Origin of the sequence: Flavobacterium sp. FlaQc-30 (assembly GCF_044005885.1) — a bacterium.
Lineage (GTDB): Bacteria > Bacteroidota > Bacteroidia > Flavobacteriales > Flavobacteriaceae > Flavobacterium.
In genome coordinates, this window is record NZ_JBIPCO010000001.1 from 60,001 (window position 1) to 78,488 (window position 18,488).

19 protein-coding genes are annotated in these 18,488 nt (G+C 32.5%); 7 read left to right on the forward strand and 12 right to left on the reverse strand.

Features of this window, described 5'->3' with window-relative positions:
- Positions 1–3 precede the first annotated feature (3 nt).
- The 3 genes from aat to ACHRV0_RS00275 form a co-directional block, all read right to left on the reverse strand.
- Positions 4–639 carry a leucyl/phenylalanyl-tRNA--protein transferase gene (gene aat, locus ACHRV0_RS00265; RefSeq protein WP_395439543.1) on the reverse strand — a complete coding sequence of 212 codons (636 nt, stop codon included), beginning with the start codon at positions 637–639 and terminating at the stop codon, positions 4–6.
- Between the two features lie 243 nt (positions 640–882).
- The gene (locus ACHRV0_RS00270) at positions 883–1,254 is read right to left on the reverse strand and encodes a DUF3127 domain-containing protein (protein ID WP_089052671.1); all 372 of its coding nucleotides are present in this window, start codon (positions 1,252–1,254) and stop codon (positions 883–885) included.
- Between the two features lie 30 nt (positions 1,255–1,284).
- Positions 1,285–2,160 (reverse strand): flavin reductase family protein, encoded by an 876-nt coding sequence (locus ACHRV0_RS00275; protein ID WP_395439544.1) that lies wholly within the window; start codon positions 2,158–2,160, stop codon positions 1,285–1,287.
- A 161-nt stretch (positions 2,161–2,321) separates the two neighbouring features.
- On the opposite strand from ACHRV0_RS00275, the gene ACHRV0_RS00280 reads away from it, so the two are divergent.
- Positions 2,322–3,476, forward strand: coding sequence for a PAS domain-containing sensor histidine kinase (locus ACHRV0_RS00280; protein ID WP_129023995.1), 1,155 nt, complete (start codon positions 2,322–2,324; stop codon positions 3,474–3,476).
- Between the two features lie 63 nt (positions 3,477–3,539).
- On the opposite strand, the gene ACHRV0_RS00285 is transcribed toward ACHRV0_RS00280, so the two are convergent.
- Together ACHRV0_RS00285 and greA are read right to left on the reverse strand one after the other, a co-directional pair.
- Complete coding sequence (locus ACHRV0_RS00285; protein WP_099720619.1) at positions 3,540–3,929, reverse strand: HIT family protein; 390 nt, start codon at positions 3,927–3,929, stop codon at positions 3,540–3,542.
- A gap of 68 nt (positions 3,930–3,997) precedes the next feature.
- The gene (gene greA, locus ACHRV0_RS00290) at positions 3,998–4,474 is read right to left on the reverse strand and encodes a transcription elongation factor GreA (protein ID WP_089052667.1); all 477 of its coding nucleotides are present in this window, start codon (positions 4,472–4,474) and stop codon (positions 3,998–4,000) included.
- Between the two features lie 155 nt (positions 4,475–4,629).
- Between greA and ACHRV0_RS00295 the strand changes: the two genes are divergently transcribed.
- Positions 4,630–5,043: a hypothetical protein gene (locus ACHRV0_RS00295; RefSeq protein WP_129023996.1), complete on the forward strand. Its 414-nt coding sequence runs from the start codon at positions 4,630–4,632 to the stop codon at positions 5,041–5,043.
- Positions 5,044–5,098: 55 nt separating this feature from the next.
- Here the strand turns inward: ACHRV0_RS00295 and ACHRV0_RS00300 are convergent, their stop codons facing one another.
- The 6 genes from ACHRV0_RS00300 to ACHRV0_RS00325 all read right to left on the reverse strand — a co-directional run bounded on the left by ACHRV0_RS00300 (position 5,099) and on the right by ACHRV0_RS00325 (position 12,183).
- Positions 5,099–7,288 (reverse strand): TonB-dependent receptor, encoded by a 2,190-nt coding sequence (locus tag ACHRV0_RS00300; RefSeq protein WP_395439546.1) that lies wholly within the window; start codon positions 7,286–7,288, stop codon positions 5,099–5,101.
- A 257-nt stretch (positions 7,289–7,545) separates the two neighbouring features.
- On the reverse strand, positions 7,546–8,307 hold the full coding sequence (locus ACHRV0_RS00305; protein WP_395439548.1) for a hypothetical protein: 762 nt from the start codon (positions 8,305–8,307) through the stop codon (positions 7,546–7,548).
- A gap of 13 nt (positions 8,308–8,320) precedes the next feature.
- Positions 8,321–8,722, reverse strand: a complete 402-nt coding sequence (gene arfB / locus ACHRV0_RS00310) for an alternative ribosome rescue aminoacyl-tRNA hydrolase ArfB (RefSeq protein WP_395439549.1) — start codon at positions 8,720–8,722, stop codon at positions 8,321–8,323.
- Complete coding sequence (locus ACHRV0_RS00315; RefSeq protein WP_395439550.1) at positions 8,722–10,836, reverse strand: DUF4301 family protein; 2,115 nt, start codon at positions 10,834–10,836, stop codon at positions 8,722–8,724. Before ACHRV0_RS00315 ends, arfB begins: the two co-directional genes overlap by 1 nt.
- A complete protein-coding gene (gene pnuC / locus ACHRV0_RS00320) occupies positions 10,797–11,420 on the reverse strand; it encodes a nicotinamide riboside transporter PnuC (protein ID WP_129024001.1) in 624 nt (207 codons plus the stop codon). Before pnuC ends, ACHRV0_RS00315 begins: the two co-directional genes overlap by 40 nt.
- A 34-nt stretch (positions 11,421–11,454) precedes the next feature.
- The gene (locus tag ACHRV0_RS00325; protein WP_395439551.1) at positions 11,455–12,183 is read right to left on the reverse strand and encodes a geranylgeranylglyceryl/heptaprenylglyceryl phosphate synthase; all 729 of its coding nucleotides are present in this window, start codon (positions 12,181–12,183) and stop codon (positions 11,455–11,457) included.
- 86 nt (positions 12,184–12,269) lie between these two features.
- Here ACHRV0_RS00325 and ACHRV0_RS00330 point away from each other — a divergent pair, with 86 nt between their 5' ends.
- The 3 genes from ACHRV0_RS00330 (at position 12,270) to ACHRV0_RS00340 (ending at position 13,629) form a co-directional block, all read left to right on the forward strand.
- Positions 12,270–12,866 carry a Crp/Fnr family transcriptional regulator gene (locus tag ACHRV0_RS00330; protein WP_395439552.1) on the forward strand — a complete coding sequence of 199 codons (597 nt, stop codon included), beginning with the start codon at positions 12,270–12,272 and terminating at the stop codon, positions 12,864–12,866.
- An 80-nt stretch (positions 12,867–12,946) separates the two neighbouring features.
- Positions 12,947–13,231 carry a hypothetical protein gene (locus tag ACHRV0_RS00335; protein WP_395439553.1) on the forward strand — a complete coding sequence of 95 codons (285 nt, stop codon included), beginning with the start codon at positions 12,947–12,949 and terminating at the stop codon, positions 13,229–13,231.
- Positions 13,228–13,629 carry a group III truncated hemoglobin gene (locus ACHRV0_RS00340; protein ID WP_129024004.1) on the forward strand — a complete coding sequence of 134 codons (402 nt, stop codon included), beginning with the start codon at positions 13,228–13,230 and terminating at the stop codon, positions 13,627–13,629. Before ACHRV0_RS00335 ends, ACHRV0_RS00340 begins: the two co-directional genes overlap by 4 nt.
- Before the next feature lie 42 nt (positions 13,630–13,671).
- Here ACHRV0_RS00340 and ACHRV0_RS00345 read toward each other — a convergent pair whose 3' ends face one another.
- Complete coding sequence (locus ACHRV0_RS00345) at positions 13,672–14,322, reverse strand: 4'-phosphopantetheinyl transferase family protein (protein ID WP_395439554.1); 651 nt, start codon at positions 14,320–14,322, stop codon at positions 13,672–13,674.
- A gap of 300 nt (positions 14,323–14,622) precedes the next feature.
- Between ACHRV0_RS00345 and ahcY the strand changes: the two genes are divergently transcribed.
- The gene (ahcY, locus tag ACHRV0_RS00350; RefSeq protein ID WP_089052655.1) at positions 14,623–15,939 is read left to right on the forward strand and encodes an adenosylhomocysteinase; all 1,317 of its coding nucleotides are present in this window, start codon (positions 14,623–14,625) and stop codon (positions 15,937–15,939) included.
- 189 nt (positions 15,940–16,128) lie between these two features.
- Entirely contained in the window at positions 16,129–18,447 is a 2,319-nt protein-coding gene (locus ACHRV0_RS00355) for a patatin-like phospholipase family protein (RefSeq protein WP_395439555.1), read from the forward strand.
- Positions 18,448–18,488: the final 41 nt, after the last annotated feature.

The following is an 18,488-nucleotide window of genomic DNA, read 5'->3' on the forward strand; positions in this document are numbered from 1 at the left end:
TTATTAACTTTTTAAAATCGTTATAAATTCATCGCGATCAATTTCGCGACAACCCAAACTCTCTAAATGCGGATTGTAAACTTGGCAATCTAATAGTTTGTAGTTTTCTTTTTCTAAATAATTCACTAAAGCTATAAAAGCAACTTTTGAAGCATTTGAGACTTTAGAAAACATACTTTCACCGCAAAAAATATTTCCTAAATCTATTCCGTACAAACCACCAACCAATTCTTCATCTTGCCAGACTTCTACAGACTTTGCAATTCCCTGCTCATGAAGTTTGCAATAAGCTTCAATCATTTGATTTGAAATCCAAGTTCCGTTTTGTCCGTCTCTTTTTATCTTCTGACAATTTGAAATCACGTCCTCAAAATTCTGATTAAAGGTGACTTTAAATTGGTTTCTATTCAAAATATTTCGCATGCTTTTAGATACAATCAATTCATCTAAAAACAAAACCATTCTTGGATCTGGCGACCACCAAAGTATTGGTTCACCTTCATTAAACCACGGAAAAATTCCGTTCCTGTATGCGAGCTTTAACCGCTCTGGATTTAAGTCTCCTCCAATTGCAAGAATTCCCTCTTCATCAGCTTCTGAAACTGGCGGAAAAAATAGATCTTCAAATACGTAGTACATCTTTTTTAAATTCCAATAAAATTAAACTCCAAATTTCAATTTATCACAATGTTGTCATTTCGATCGAAGAGAGAAATCACACACGAAACTCGACAAAGATTGTCGATTCACTTTACAGAATTACTTGTGCGATTTCTCTCTTCGATCGAAATGACATAAACTGTAAATAAAAATAAAATTCCAAATCCCAAATTCACGAAAATGAATTGGAATTTGGAATTTAATAAATTGAATTTAAAACTCTTAGAACGGTAAATCGTCTGGTTCGTCTTCGTTTAAGTTTGTTGCTGGAGCAAAAGCTTCTGCTGCCGGCATTGCTGGAGTTTGTGCAGGACCTTCTGGTGCAAGTCTTTCGATTCTCCAACCTTGAATACTATTAAAATATCTAGTTTCTCCTTGTGGATTAACCCATTCTCTTCCTCTTAAGTTGATAGAAACTTTTACTGCCTCTCCTTGCTTATAGCTGCTTAATAAATCGCATTTATCTTGTGTAAATTCGATTAAAATGTGCTGTGGATACTGCTCATCTGTAGTAACTACTAGTTCTCTTTTTTTGAATGAAGCACTAACTTGCTGCTCAGGATTAACCACTTTTACTTTTCCTATAACTTCCATCTTCGTCTATATTAATTATTGTTTCTATTCTTATTTTTTAGCTAAAAGCACTTTCCAAGCTGAGCTGATATCTTCTTTATCGAGATATTTTTTTGCTTCTAAATGGATTTTTTTCTGATCGTCTGAACTTAAAACTCCTTTGACTGCGAAATTTTCTTTCACAAATATACTAACTTCTTCTTTTGTAGGCAAGGTTTCTATATTGCCTAATTTTCCAAGGTCATTCCCATTAAACACAGGGCTTTGTCTGATATACTCCGGAATTGCATCAACACCAACACCCAAAGTTGTAAGCGGTTTTTGTACTTCAAATAACCCTTGATTCGATCTAGAATACCAATTTCCGCCAAGTCTTGAAACCAAATCAATTTTATGTTGATCGATTGCTCCATTTTCATCAAGAATTGCTTCATGAATATGAATTTTAACCACTTCGCAAAGAATCAAATTCCCTGCTCCACCCTCAGTTCCTAGAGGAATAATCTGAGTCACTTTACATTCAAACTGAACCGGAGATTCTTTTACGCGATAAGGTTTTACAAAATCTGAAGGAATTTGGGTTAAACCTGCTTTTATAAATTCGTTTACACAATCTCCATATTCTGTGCTTGCCAATGATGTTTGCTGCACCAAATCGTAATTAACGACATTAATTACAACTTCACGAGTTGCTTCAGCGTTTATCAAGGTGTGTTTTATGGTATTATCACGAACACGTCTTGATGGCGAAAAAACTAAAATTGGCGGATTAGCGCTAAACACATTAAAGAAACTAAAGGGAGATAAATTTGGAACTCCATTTACACTTATGGTACTTGCAAAAGCAATTGGCCTTGGGCCTACGGCACTTTGCAAATATCCTTGCAGTTTTACTGTCGTTATCTCTTTTGGGTCTATGCTGATCATAATTTCTCCATTTAACCGAACCTCAACTTCGGGCTTACAAAAGTATATAAATCGTTTAACTTCGAGAAATAGTTTTGCAAGATAAAAACAAAAAATCTTTAAAGTTCTGCGAAATATAAAATGCGTTTATTTCGTTATATTTATACCTCAAAAATTAGTTTATGCGTTTTTCTGAAAGTAGAAATACAACCCGTTGGATCATTATTTTTATTTCCTTCTTAATCATTTCTTTGATTCTTTGGAATACTTATACTTTTTTCCAAATCTTTAAAAATGAGGAAAGGTTAAAAATGAATCTTTGGGCTAATGCTCAAAAAACATTAATTAATGCAGATGAAAATACTGATCTTGATTTACCTCTTGAAATCATAAACAACAATACTTCTGTACCAGTAATGTTAGTAATGTATGACAAAGTTATAAGCTCTGTAAATGTTCCTGAACACATTATTAATGACAGAAAAGAGTCTGTTAAATTTTTAAATAATCTTAAAAACGAGAATGATCCTGTTATAATTGAATATGCTCCTGGTAAATTTCAACAGATCTACTATGGCAATTCGGCTTTAATCAATAAATTAAAATATTATCCTGTAGCTTTATTATTGATTATTTTTTTGTGTGGTGCTTTGATTTACAACTTTTACAAAAGCACAAAAATGGCAACACAAAATAAATTATGGGCAGGAATGGCAAAGGAAACGGCGCACCAAATTGGCACTCCTTTATCATCATTAATAGGTTGGGTTGAAATTTTAAAAACGGAAGAAATCGATCAATCTATCACAGCTGAAATCGAAAAAGATGTGGAGCGTTTGCAAACCATAACAGATCGTTTTTCTAAAATTGGTTCTGTTCCTGTTTTAGAACCAAATGATATTGTGGCAGAAACTTTGAATACCTATGAATATTTGCAATCGAGATTTTCTAAACAGGTGTCGTTTTCATATAAGGCTCCAGAAAAACAAATTTTTGCTCTGATCAATCCAACGCTGCACAGCTGGACTATTGAAAACTTAATTAAAAATGCGATTGATGCAATGAAGGGAAAGGGGAATCTTGATCTTGAAATTGAATTAGATTCTCATCATGTAAAAATAAACGTGAAGGATTCTGGAAGCGGTATTTCTAAAAATCAATTCAAGACTATTTTTGAACCTGGTTTTACTACTAAAAAAAGAGGCTGGGGCTTGGGACTTTCTTTGACTAAAAGAATAGTAGAAGAATATCACAATGGAAAAATCAAAGTGCTGCATTCTGAAATTGGAAAAGGAACTACTTTTCAAATCAGTTATAAAATAAACACTCCTTCTTAAAAAATAGATATAAAAAAACACCAATTCAAAATCGAATTGGTGTTTCTACTTTTTTTGTATCCTTTAAAGATTAGATTGAATGTCTTTTGCCAAAGCTTCAAACTCTTCTTTTGAAAGTTTCACTTTATTATGAAAACGCATTTCATCCATTTCATTAAGGGGAATTAAATGTACGTGCGCATGAGGAACTTCTAAACCTACAACTGCTATTCCAATTCTTTTACATGGAACTGTTTTTTCCAGCGCCGCTGCAATTCTTTTCGAAAACTTCATTAATCCTAAATACAATTCGTCATCCATATCAAAAATCTTATCGATTTCTTGTTTTGGAATACAAAGTGTATGTCCTTTTGCATTAGGATTTACATCTAAAAATGCCAAATAGTTATCGTCTTCAGCGATTTTATAAGCTGGAATTTCTCCGTTTACTATTTTAGTGAATATAGAACTCATTGTTTTATTCGGTTAATCGTTTAACTGTTTATTCATTTAACCGATTAAACGGTTAAAAAATAGGAAATTTAGTCTCTTGAAATTTCAAGAATTTCAAATTTTAAAACACCATTTGGTACTGTAATCTCAGCTACTTCACCAACAGATTTTCCTAGTAAACCTTTTCCAATAGGAGAAGTTACAGAAATCTTTCCTGTTTTTAAATCGGCTTCACTTTCAGCAACAAGTGTATACTTCATCTCCATTCCGTTGCTTTGGTTTTTAATTTTCACATTAGAAAGTACCAAAGCTTTCGAAACATCAAGTTGAGATTCGTCAATTAATCTTGCATTTGCATATACTTCTTCAAGTTTAGCAATTCTCATTTCTAATAAACCTTGTGCTTCTTTTGCAGCATCATACTCAGCATTTTCAGATAAGTCACCTTTATCTCTTGCTTCTGCTATATCTTGAGATGCTTTTGGACGCATTACACTCTTTAAATGCTCCAATTCATCTTTTAACTTTTTTAATCCTTCTGCGGTATAATAAGATACTTTACTCATAACTTCATCGTTTATATAAATAGAAAAAATCCCATCGGGACGGGATTTTGTATTACAAATATACTATTATTTTTTGTAGTACATAATTATATGTTAATCATATAAAAATCAAATCTAAATAATTTATTTTTGTTTCACTAATTCTTATTAAAATAATGAAAAAAATCTTTCTAATAATCGCCTTCGTTTCTATCCTTTTCTCTTGCAGTGACAGCGAGCGAAGCAATAAAAATCCATATATCCCTAATTACGCTGTAAATTTATCTGTAGATATGAACCTACCGGCTTATTCCAATCTGAAATTTGTGAGCAACGGTGTAATAATTCCTAATTATGGAGCAAAAGGAATTATTATTTTTAATGCTGGAGGCACCTATAATGCTTTTGACGCGGCTTGCCCTAATCAGGATTTAAACTCATGCGTTGCCATGACAATTAACGGTATTAATGCCGTTTGTTCTTGCGATAAAACAGAGTACAGTCTATTTACTGGACTTGGCGGTAAAGATTATCCATTAAAACAATATCGTGTTGAAGTAAGCGGAACTGTAATTCGCGTTTATAACTAAAATAAAAAAAGCCTGAAAGTTTAAATTTTCAGGCTTTTTTATGTTTGAGAATATTTTAGAATTTTAATGTTAATCCTGCTAGGAAATTAATTCCTGCCTGCGGATAATAGTATGGATAAATATCCCACATAGCTCCGTTTGAAACATATTTTTTATCTAGAATATTGTTTACTAAACCAGTAATCATGATTGATTTAAAAACAGATTTTGGCTTAATCTCGTAAGATACATTCAAATCATTTACAAAATAATCAGCCAGTTTTGCAGATGGCAATTCGATATTGTTCATGTATTGTTTACCAACATACTTTTGCAGCAACGAAACATATAAATTCTCAATTGGCTTATAAATTATAATATTCCCTGCAATAACTTCTGGTGAATAAGCAATATTCGTTGTTCCGTAATACTGCCCGTCAACAGCTAAATCAATATTTTTATTACTGCTTAAAGTAAAATTAGGTCTCAAAATAAATTTTTCTGAAAGTGCAATTGTTGCATCAAACTCAAATCCTAAACGATAGCTTTTTTCAGTATTAGCACGAATTGGCGCACCAACATCATCCAATCTTCCCGTTAAAATTAACTGATCTCTATATCCCATGTAGTAGAAATTAGAATTCAATTGGATTTTTTCTGAATTAAATCTCCATCCCAATTCAAAATCATTTAATTTTTCAGGCTTCACATTTCCGCCTTCATAGTCTGTTCTATTAGGCTCACGGTTTGCACGTGCATATGAAAAGTATAGATTGTTTTTTGAATTGATCTCGAAATTTAAACCAGCTTTTGGATTAAAAAAGTTAAACTTATCATTTACCAAACCAGTTTCGGCACTATTGGCTTTATAGTGTACATTTCGGTATTGTAAATCTCCATAAAAACTTAATTTTTCAGTAAACTGATAGTTTGCTTTTGCAAAAATATTCCCATCTGTTTTTGTCGAGAAATCATCATAATAATGATCGCCTAATTCAGACTGAGCTGAATTTCTTGCCCAAATTACTTTTCCGTAGTGATCGCCTTCATATTTATTCCAGCCTCCGCCAATAATAACATCTAGCTTTTCTTCTTTATATTTTGCAGAAAAAGTTGTTCCGTAAAAGTCATTATCTAACCATTTCTGACGAATCAAATCGGTTCCCGGAACTAATTCTCCTAAATCATTCTCAACTTGTTTTGTAGGCTGAATTGGCCCATATCCTTCAATTGGCTCATCATATTTGTAATTTTCATAATACCCTAATCCCTTTGTATAATGAAAAGCTAGATTAGTACTCCACTTATCAGACCATGATTCACTCCAATGCAATTGGTAATGATCTTGATTGTAATTATCTGTTTCATTATCGTAAAAACGAACATTTCCTTGCTCGTCTTTATACTTTCCTGCGGAATTATAAGTGCGGTTTGAATTTAAAGTTTCAGCATCGATTCCGTTCCAAGATTGGTACGTTTTTTCAGTTCCTCCAAAAACCAAAGCTTTAATCAAAGTTGTTTTTCCAACGTAAGTTCCTTGCAAGAAATATGATTTTAGATCTGATTTGGCACGATCTACATAACCATCAGATTTCAATGTAGATAAACGACCTGCCAACTCAAAATGATCATTTAACAAGCCTGTACTGAATTTTACTGTGTTTTTATTTGAATTGAAACTTCCGTAAGAACTTGAAATTTCGCCATTTGCTTTAGAAGCGTAATTATCAGTAAGCATATTTAAGCTGGCTCCAAACGCCGAAGATCCGTTTGTTGAAGTTCCAACACCTCTCTGTAACTGCAAGCTCTCTAGAGAAGATGCAAAATCAGGCATATTTACCCAAAAAGTCCCTTGACTTTCAGCATCATTATAAGGGATTCCGTTTATAGTAACGTTTACTCTCGTAGCATCACTTCCTCTAACTCTGATTCCAGTATAACCCATTCCGTTTCCAGCATCAGAAGTCGTAACAACAGAAGGCAGGTAATTCATTAAAACAGGAATATCCTGTCCTAGATTTCTGTATTTAATTTCTTTTTTATCCATGTTACTGAATGTAACCGGCGTTTTTGAAGTAACACGAACTGCAGAAACTAAGACATCATCAAGTTTAGTAACTTTTGTTGAATCCTGCACTTGCGCAGTAGAAACCAGTGTAAAAAAGAAAGAAAAAAGAAGAAAGAAAATGGATTTGGTTCTGCTCAGTTTTTGAACCTTAGAACCTTTGCAACTTAGTACCTCAGTACTTTGAAAAATAGTTTTCATTCGTAAAGAATTACGAATAAAAGGGGGAATTATTCTTTTGTTAAATTAATAAATGTTTCACGACAAAATAAAGTGTGCACGCTTGATAGTGTCGTTTTTTCCCTTAGCAACATTACTCGCTCAGGTTCTTTGGGTATGATCTCAGCTCGTTATTTAGAGCACCCCTTTGAGACGAGGCAAAGGTAAAAAAGAATTAAGAAAAAAGCAGTATGTCTCCAGGTATTTTAAAAATAAATCATTTGTAAAACTATACGTTTCTAATCTTCATATTTAATTTGTCTTTCAAGATAATAGTAAACTGGTTTTTCCTCGTATGCAAACACCTCAAAATAAGCACTTATCCAATTTTTATCGTCTGATTTTAAATAATGAAACCTTCTAACAAGTATTTTGTCTGGATTACCAAATTGACCTTCTATATATTCCTCAGCTAAAAAACCTTTTGAATTATATTTATAAATTACATTCCAAGAACCTTCCGTAATAATTTTTGTCAGATTACCATGATCGTCATACATGTAATTTTTTAGCGAATCTTTTACATATTCATACTCCTGTATATCTTTCAGTTTTTTAGAAACTTGTTTTTGCAGTAAATTGTTTTTGTATTCATAATGTGTTATTTGCGACAAGGTATCAGGTTCATTATAGAATTTTTCTTCTACAAGCTGCCCTTTTTCATCATAAATAAATTTTGTTCGATGAAGCACTTTACTTTCCTGAGAATATATAACATTCTCAACAATCTGATTCTTTTCATTGTAAACATCCTGAGGCTGTGACCATAGATCCGACCCCATATAATCAGGTTGAAAAAGTTTTCCAGAACGGTTCTTTATAAATAAAAAATCGGCTATTTTTTCTCTCGTTTTAAATTCTTTACCAACTTTTACAGCCTTAAAAAGAGTTGCAGTCATTTCTTTTACATTTCCCTTAAGAGCAAAATCGTATTCAAAATTAGTTGATTGTGAATATGTCTTTACACTCAAAGCAATAAGTAACACAACTAGTATCTTCATTTATTTATATTTTTTAAAACTCTGGTCTCTTCCTGTTTTTCTTTATTTCAGAAACACTTTTTTTGTCTTTGATTCTTTTTTTAATTACGGATTTTGGAATTTTGGTCGCTTTTCGAATTTTAGGAACAAACAAACCTTTTTTTATAATTTCTAAAAAACGTTTTATAACAATCTCTTTGTTTTTAATCTGACTTCGATCTTCGTCACAATTTAAAATCAATATATTTTCAGAGGTTAAACGAGATGATAAATTATCTTTTAAAAGCGCTTTTTCTTCATCTGACAAAACCTGAGAAGCTTCTAAATCAAAAGTCAAAACTACTTTTGATGAAACTTTATTTACGTTTTGTCCGCCTGCACCACTGCTTCTAACCGCTTTAAAGCTTAACTCTGATATGATTTTTTCGTTATCCATTACTGTGGCTGATGTGTCGCTTTTAATAAATCATTTACCGTTTTTACCGGATTAAAGGTTATTAATGGAACTGCAACAAAAATAGTGAGCCAATGTGCCATTGAACCATTCCACAACCCTGGCAATTCATAATTTTTTACTGCTTTGCCTTCTACACTTTTCTCTACAATAAAACCTGCATTTTGATCTATATATTGACCAAGATTAAACTTTTGTCCTTTAAAATTCTTAATTCCGCAAACCAAATCAACTGGATTAAAATGGGTTGCCGCTTCTAAAATTTCAAGTTGTTTTTTATTTTGAAGATCAATTTGAGAGGCTTCTACAATTTGAAGGGAAATTTCTCCTTTATCATTCATTACCCAAAATGGGCCGCCGCCCGGTTCACCTTCGTTTCGAACCATTCCGCAAACTCGGATTGGCCTATCTAAGATTTCTCTAATTTTGGTAATTTTATGTTCAATAGTAAATTTGTAAAAATCTTTACTTACTTGAATATTTAACTTCTCGGCTAGAAATTCAATAATTGCAGCAAAATCACTTTCATTTAATTCGTTATTTTCAATTGCTCTTAAATAACCGAATACTTTTTCTTGAATTTCGATCAAAATACCTCCTAAGGTCTTTTTATAGAGGGTAATTTCATCTATATGATTTTGAATGACATTATCTATATTCTTAATAAAAATAATATCTGCATCAAGATTATTTAGATTTTCAATTAACGCACCATGTCCTCCGGGTCTAAAAATCAGCTTTTCATTTTGATTTCGTACAATTTTGTTCTTTACATCAACTGTAATAGAATCTGTGCTTTTATTTTGATAGGAATACCCAATATTAATTTTTGTTCCTGAAGATTTTTCTATTTTTCCTCTAACCTCATCAACGGCCTGCTCAAATAAATTTTGATGAATTTCTGAAACGGTAAAATGTAAATTCGAACTGTTATTTGTTGTCGCATAATGAACGCATTCGTTCAAATGCTCTTCAATTGGATTTGCAAGATGAGTTTTGTATAAATGGAATGGCAAAACTGCTTTAGGTTTATTTGCCGAATTAAAATGATCTGGAGAAAGCAGTAACTTTATGAAATAATAATTTTTATAATCTCTTTCTAAAGCATCAAAATCTGGATAAACCTCTTTTAGCTTTTTATAAACAGTTTCAAAAAAGGGAAATTTCTCCATTCCTACTATAAAAATAGCAAGTTCTTTATCATTTTTTCTATTGATATAGGCATTTATAGTTTCTTTTTCAATATCAAAATCATTCAAGAAAGCAATTAAAAACTTAAACATTCTAGTTGCAGCTCCAGAAGCTGGAACAAACTTTTTAATTTTTAAATTTCCTCTCTGAGCATCAAAAAAAACAGCCTTTTCTTTAAATTCTATATCAGATAAACTTAAAATTCCGTTATTGATAGTTGCTGGATTTATTAAGCTGCTTTTTGTAATTCCGTTTTTAAAGATTTCCAATTGTTTTAGAACATTTTCAAAAGGAATACCATGCTCGTATATCTGAACAAAATCAGCAGAACTAAAGCCATGTTTTTTAGCTATTGCTAAGTTATCTACAATTTCTACAGCCTTTGCCAAGCGGCTTTCTTTGTTGCCCGAAAGCGTTATAAAGGGCTTTTTAGTATTTATCAGGGTTTCTTTAAAAACAGAAAACACTGTTTCTCTTCCTTCAGGTGTATCTCTAATATCATCCTTTTCCCAAGGAACATCAATGTCTGTTAGAAAAAACAAATCGTATTCATGCTCAAGCGCCGCTTCATTTAAAAGCGGATCACAAACATTATAATACATTTCGGAGAAAACTTTGGTAACCATTAAATTGGTATCGCAAAACAAGTATTTTTTTGCGTTTGAAAGTTTTTGATTTTCTAGAGCGGTCTGTCCGTAAGCAATGGGCATCATATCTGCCTCAACACAAATATGCTGATTTTCTTCCCATTTTTCTTGCAGATAATCGCGTGCAAATTCCGGAACCCATTCTGTTTCGTAATAATCTGCAAGTTGTGTTGCCAATGTGGTTTTACCTGTACTTTCAGGGCCAAATAAAGCAATTTTTATGATAGCTGTTTTTTGCTGTCTAAGATTTTTCTCCATTCTAAATAAGCTGAAATAGCTAAAATTGTAAAAATTAAGTATTGAAGTGACAGCATTCCAAGTCCGCGATAAGCGTACAGAGGTACTACAATAATATCACCAATAATCCACAGTGTCCAGTTTTCGATTTTTTTTCTGGCCATGTACCACATCCCTGCAAAAAATATTCCAGAAGATATCATATCGACATAATTGTCATTTTTAATTTCGTAATCGAAATACTTATAAATCCCGAAAACTACAAAAACAGTTATCAAAAACAATACGACTCCGATTATTTTTTCATTAAAATTTGTTCTGGTAATTGGCAGATTATCCTCGACTGCTCCACCTTTTCCCCAAACATACCAGCCATAGATGCTCATAATCGAGAAATATCCGTTTATAATCATATCACCAATATAGCCGGCAACATATAAAAGATACACTGAAATAACTGTGGCGATTAAACCTGTTGGATAAACCAAAATGTTTTCTTTTTTTGCAAACCAAACACTTAAAATTCCAAACACAAAAACCAAAAATTCTAAGGCAATATGCCAAAGCGGCGCATTTTTATAACTATCAAGAAAAAAATCTATCATTTGTGCGGTATTTTGTAAACTATAAAAGTTTTATTTAGGATTCAAAAAAATGGCTGTCATTTTCAAAGGCAGTTCCTACAACTACCAAATCAGCGCCAGCATTGTAAGCTTTTTTAATGGAATGCAAATCTACAATTCCTCCTCCAACAATAACAGGAATTTCAATATTTTGAGCAATTAACTGTATCATTTCTAGCGGAACTGGATTTTTTGCCCCGCTTCCCGCTTCTAAATAAATCAATTTATTCCCTAACATTTCGCCTGCTTGAGCTGTTGCGAGTGCCAAATCAAAATTCTCGCGACTAAGAGGTTCCGTTTTGCTAACACGCGCAACGGCAGTTTCTTTGCCACTTTCAATCAAAATATACCCTGTAGAAATAACTTCAAGATTTGTTTTTTTAAGAATTGGAGCCGCCTGAACCTGATACTCTATTAAATAATCAGGATTACGTCCAGACAATAACGACAAAAACAAAATAGCATCGGCTTGTAGAGAAATCTGTGAAGGATCTCCTGGAAACAAAACAACCGGCAGATTTGTCTTTAATTTCAACTCTTGTATTAAATCTTCTAGAACATTACTCTGAACAATACTTCCGCCAACAAAAATATGAGTTGCTGGAGATTCATTTATTTTAAGCAATAAATGGTGCAAATTTTCCCATACAATTTTATCGGGATCTAGAAGTATGGCCAATAACTTTTGTCCATTTTTCTTAGCCTCTAAAATCTGCCGATGAATACTGAGTAATTTTTGCTCCATAATGGCTGTAAAAGTAAAAAGTTTTTAGTGCCGAAGAACTATTTTGAATGAATTATCTTTGTAAAAACAGCTTTAAATCAATTTTTATGATTGCTCCCGAATTATTAGAAAAATATGACGCAATAAGAAAGACTATCGATAAAAATGAAATTCTTTTTGAAGAAGGAAATCTGCCAACACATTATTATCAAATTATTTCAGGCGAAATTAAAATGAGTAATTATAATGATGATGGAAGAGAATTTATTCAGGGTATATTTTATAAAGATCAGTCTTTTGGAGAACCTCCGTTATTTTTAAATCAGAAATATCCAGCAAATGCTATTGCTGTAGAGAACACTGAAATTTTTCTTCTGCCAAAAGTTACTTTTATGAAACTGCTGCAGGAGAATCCTTCTGTGAGTATTAACATAATTGAGAATCTTGCGCAGCGTTTGTATTACAAATCTATAATGGCGGCAGAAATATCGACTCATGAACCTGAGCATAGGGTTTTAAAATTAATAGATCACGGAATTGCTTATTTTAATTTTAAAAAAGAGGCTAACGGACATCTTATTAGTTTTACAAGGCAGCAAATTGGAGACTTAACCGGACTTCGTGTTGAAACCGTTATTAGAGCCATAAAAGCACTTGAAAAAAAGGGACAACTAAAAATAATAAACCGAAAAGTATATCGATAAAAAAGATTTTGTTTTATGATTTAAGTCATAAATAACAGCGTCAAGGTGCCTGTACCTTTGTTATTCTAAAACTTAATATCATGACACTTTATCAAACAACATTCGAAAATTTTGACAAAAATTATATTGGTTCTGCAACAATGGCTGTAATTGGTCAAAGCTGTTTAGGAGCCGCTGCAGCAATGTTTATTCTTGCCAATGGAACTTCTATTCCGCAAATGATACAACTGGCTGTTATTGTTTTAGTTTGTATCTTTGTAAACACTTCAATTTTAGCTCAAATGAAGCATAAAGTGGTTTTTAACCTACTTCTTACAAGTGCCTTTTTTAGTGTTTTATTTATTATTTTGAATAGTCTTACATGAGTAAAAAACAAATAGAAAATAGAGCAGATGTGTCTTTTCTAGTCCATCGATTCTATGAAAAAATAAGAGCCGATGAAGAAATTGGCTTTTATTTTAATGAAATGATTAAAGATTGGGATTCACATCTGGAAAAGCTGACTGATTTTTGGGAAATGAATTTGTTTGGCATAAAGAAATATGCTGGTAATCCTATTGCTGTTCATAATGAAGTTGATGCTCATTTTAAGGGGCAGATTACTTCAAATGAATTTGGAATCTGGCTTAATCATTGGTTTCAAACTTTAGATGAAAATTTTGAAGGTGAAAATGTCGAAATACTAAAAAGACGTGCCAGAAAAATGAGCACTTTTTTGTACATGAGTATGTTTGAACATCGAAAAAAAGATGCTAATGCTTAATTATTTCTTTCAATAAATTTAAATATCATAAAGTTGGGGTTTTTACTTTTCAAAAGCATAAACCAATGTAAAATTACCCTCAAAATTATCTGATTTTATTTCTTCATAATGCACATCAAAATCTTTCACTAAATCATTAAAATGAAGACTGGCGTTGGTTTTAGCTTTATTCAAAGAAAAATCATCAACTCTAATATGATCTTTAAAACTAATGCCTTTCTCGTTTCTGATTTTAAAAATGGCTTCTTTTGCACCCCAAATAACAGTAAGCTTCTTTACGTAATCTTCTAAAACATTTGGCTTTAAATAGTCAAATTCAGTATCTACAAATTTATCTGCAATGCGAAGTATTTTTTCGCGTTGTAATTCCATATCAATTCCTACGGTTTCATGGCTGACAATTATTGCCGCAAAATGATAGGAATGTGTTATCGAAATATGATTATGACAATCAAAATAAGGTTTTCCAAATTCGTCATAATGCAAATCATGATCTGTAAAACCTATTTCCTGAATCAGCATACGAACGCTTAAAAAAGCGCGCTGATGCAGTTGTGATTTCATTCCGTCAAGCCTGCGCTGCGTCTTCTCTTTTAAGGTAACCTTACTATACAATTCATCAAAAGATTCTGTTATTTCCCAAATTAAAATTTTTGTGGTTTCGTTGAATTGTATGGTTTGAAATAAAGGCATTACTTTTTAATTATAAATTATGAGTTGTCAATTATGAATTTTTAAACCGTATAAGTGATATAAGAAAATATTACTTCTGGTTCAAAAAAAATGCATTAAGTAAATTTAAGCAAAACAAAGCGCATTACAACGAATCCTTTTTTAAATGAACTTACATCACTTATATGGTTTAAAACAATTTACAAACTAATGTTCTATATATTAAGAAATTAAAGATTTCATAAATCTTACAGAAAGTAGTAAAAATAAAAAGCTATTATGTAAATTTGCAAAAATTTTACAATTACAAATATACTATAAATGAGTACAACGACTACGCCTTATGTGGCTTTCAAAGTAAAAGACATTTCTCTGGCTGCTTGGGGAAGAAAAGAAATTGAACTAGCTGAAGCTGAAATGCCAGGTTTAATGGCTCTTCGCGCTGAATATAAAGACGAACAACCTCTTAAAGGTGCTCGTATCGCTGGATGTTTACACATGACGATTCAAACTGCAGTTTTAATCGAAACTTTAATTGCTCTTGGTGCAGAGGTTACTTGGTCTTCTTGTAACATTTTCTCTACTCAAGATCAAGCTGCTGCTGCTATTGCTGCTGCTGGAATTCAAGTTTATGCTTGGAAAGGTCTTGACGAAGAATCATTTGACTGGTGTATTGAGCAAACTTTATTCTTTGGTGAAGACAGAAAACCATTGAACATGATTCTTGATGACGGTGGAGATTTAACTAACATGGTTATTGATCGTTTCCCAGAATTGGTTCCTGGAATTAAAGGTCTTTCTGAGGAAACTACAACTGGTGTTCACAGACTTTACGAAAGAGTAAAAGCTGGAACTCTTCCAATGCCTGCAATCAACATTAACGATTCTGTTACTAAATCTAAATTTGATAACAAATACGGATGTAAAGAATCTGCTGTAGATGCTGTACGTCGTGCAACTGACTTAATGTTAGCTGGAAAAAGAGTTATCGTTTGTGGATACGGTGATGTTGGAAAAGGAACTGCAGCTTCTTTTAGAGGTGCTGGATCTATTGTAACAGTTACTGAAATTGACCCAATTTGTGCTTTACAAGCTGCAATGGACGGTTATGAAGTTAAAAAATTAAACACTGTAATTGCTAATGCTGATATCATCATTACAACTACTGGAAATAAAGATATCGTTCTTGGAGAGCACTTCGAGCAAATGAAAGACAAAACTGTTGTTTGTAACATTGGTCACTTCGATAACGAAATTGATATGGCTTGGTTAAACAAAAACCACGGTGCTTCTAAAATCGAAATCAAACCTCAGGTTGACAAATACAACATCGCTGGAAAAGATATCATCATCTTGGCTGAAGGTCGTTTAGTAAACCTTGGTTGTGCTACAGGTCACCCAAGTTTTGTAATGAGTAACTCATTTACAAACCAAACTTTGGCTCAAATCGAATTATGGAATAACAGTGCAGCCTACAAAAATGAAGTTTACATGTTACCAAAACATTTAGATGAAAAAGTTGCTGCTTTACACTTAGCTAAATTAGGCGTTGAACTAGAAGTTTTACGTGACGATCAAGCTGCTTATATTGGTGTTCCAGTTGAAGGTCCATTCAAACCAGAATACTACAGATACTAAAAATCGCAGTTTTCAGATTTATAAAAACCCTTACAGAGATGTGAGGGTTTTTAATTTTTAAGACTTTTAAGAATGAATAAATTGTCTTTTTAAACATTTCAACCAAAAAATTCTACTTTTTAGAAATAAGTCCTTAATTTTAAAAATAAAAATAAGCCCTTATTTCTCAAATACATAAACATTGTAATCTTGAAAAAAACATCTTATTTATTCGCTTTCTTATTTTTACTCAGCCTCCCGCAAATTATTTTTTCGCAGGAAAAGAAACCTAAAGTCGTATTGGTTTTAAGCGGCGGCGGAGCAAAAGGAATTGCGCATATTCCACTTTTACAAAAACTAGATTCTTTGCACATCGTTCCTGATCTTATCGTTGGAAATAGTATGGGAAGTATCATTGGCGGTTTATACGCAATGGGATATTCTGGTGACAGTATAGAAAAGCTAACCAAAAACATTAATTGGGATAAATTACTTGGCGGCGGACAATCATTAAAATCTGTCAGCGTAGAGGAAAAAAGAGAATTTCAAAGATATTTAGTTGGAATTGGGATTAAAAACAAAAAACTAAACAGTATTGGTTCTTTATTAAACGATCAAAACTTAAGAGAATATCTTTCTGAATTAACTTACCCGGTATACAACATTAGAAACTTTGACAGCCTCTCTATCCCGTTTAGGGCCATGGCTACAGATTTGTCTGAAGGAAAGGAGGTTATTTTAAGCAAAGGCAGCTTAGCTTATGCAATGAGAGCCAGTATGTCGCTCCCTGCTATTTTCAAACCTATGTCATACGAAAAAACAGTATTAGTTGATGGAGGCGTTTTAAATAATTTCCCTACTGATGTCGCCCAACAAATGGGTGCCGACATTATTATTGGCAGTGATGTTGGAGGCGGATTGGAACCAATAGACAAACTGAACAATGTTATAACTATATTGACACAAACCAGTATGTTCCCTAGTAACATTAAGAATCCTGCAAATAGAAAACTCTGCGACATTTTAATAGATCACATGCCAAACCTTCGTTTTTCGACTGCAGATTTTGCAAATAGTGCAGAAATCTATAAAGATGGTAAAATTGCAACAAATGAAAATCTTCCTGCTTTAATAGCATTATCCGAAAAATTAAAAGGGTACCAACAACGTATTCACGAATTACCACAAATGCCCTCAGAAATTATTCTTGATACCATTATTTACAAAAAAATCAGTCCAGAAAATCTTGCTCTCGTATTAGGAAGAATGAATCTAAAAACACATCAAAAATACACTACAAAAGATTTAATAGCAGGTATTAACAGAGCAATGGGTACCAATCTTTTTGATGAAATTACATATAACTATTTCATCAAAGATGACAACAAACTAGGTGTTACCATCTTTGGGCATGAACGTGCCAAAAACCAACTGAACACATCTGTACATTATGACACTTATCGTGGCGTTGGCATCATTTTTAATTACACTGCCAGAAATGTTCTTGCCAGAGCATCTCGCCTTCTTATAACTGCAGATATAGCTGAGCAGCCAAAAGCAAGAATCAATTATCAGAAAAATTTTGGAAAAAACCGAGATTGGTGGTGGTCGTCTGAACTTTATGGAGCATTATTAAGACAAGAAATTTATTTTAACGGCAGGGCTTCAGATAATGTGCTTTATAATTCTGTTGAATTTAATAATGAAATCAATAGAAATATAAATTCATTAAAAAGTTATTTTGGTTATGGCTTGCTCTATCAATATGCCAATTTAAAACCAAAATACGAAAGAGAATATAACCCTAACTCAATCGACATCAAGACTTACTCCTTGAACACTATAGAATTAAACATGCATTATTTCTACAATGACATGGATAAAGTTTTCTTTGCTGAAAACGGAACAATTTTAAAAGCAAATGTAACTCGATCTTTATTGTCTGATGTTTACGCCTCTATTAATGACCCAGATAAAACAAACATATCTGGTACAACTAATGGTTACACAAAACTTGGCTTCAGTTTTGAAAAAAGAGCCCTTTTAAAAAAGAAAATTACGGGAATCATTGGGTTTGATTCTTATTTTACTTTTGAGGATAAACTTACAGACGATCAAATCTCTTATTCGGATTTTGGTTATGCCTCAAGATATTTTTTAGGCGGAATCATACCTAGTTCAGGCAGCAATCGTTTTTCATTTCCAGGCCTGCACGAAGACGAACTCAATGTTTCACAATATATGGGCTTAAAACTAGCTTCTCAAATAAACCTTATGGGAAAAATCTACCTAACTCCCCATTTTAATATCGCAACTGTTGGGTTTGAATCTTTTGATAAATACATCAACAAAGCATTTAGTCCAAAAGGAAAATGGGATGATGGCTTTGACCCTAGTCTTGTACTATCTGGAGGAGCTTCTATTTCTTATCAATCGATTTTAGGACCTATTCATTTTGATACTTCTTGGATAAATAATATTGACAAAGTAAGATTGTTTTTTAGTGTTGGATTCTCATTCAACCCTTAATAGAATGCTATAACTAAAAATAGAATTTTCTTTTTTATGCT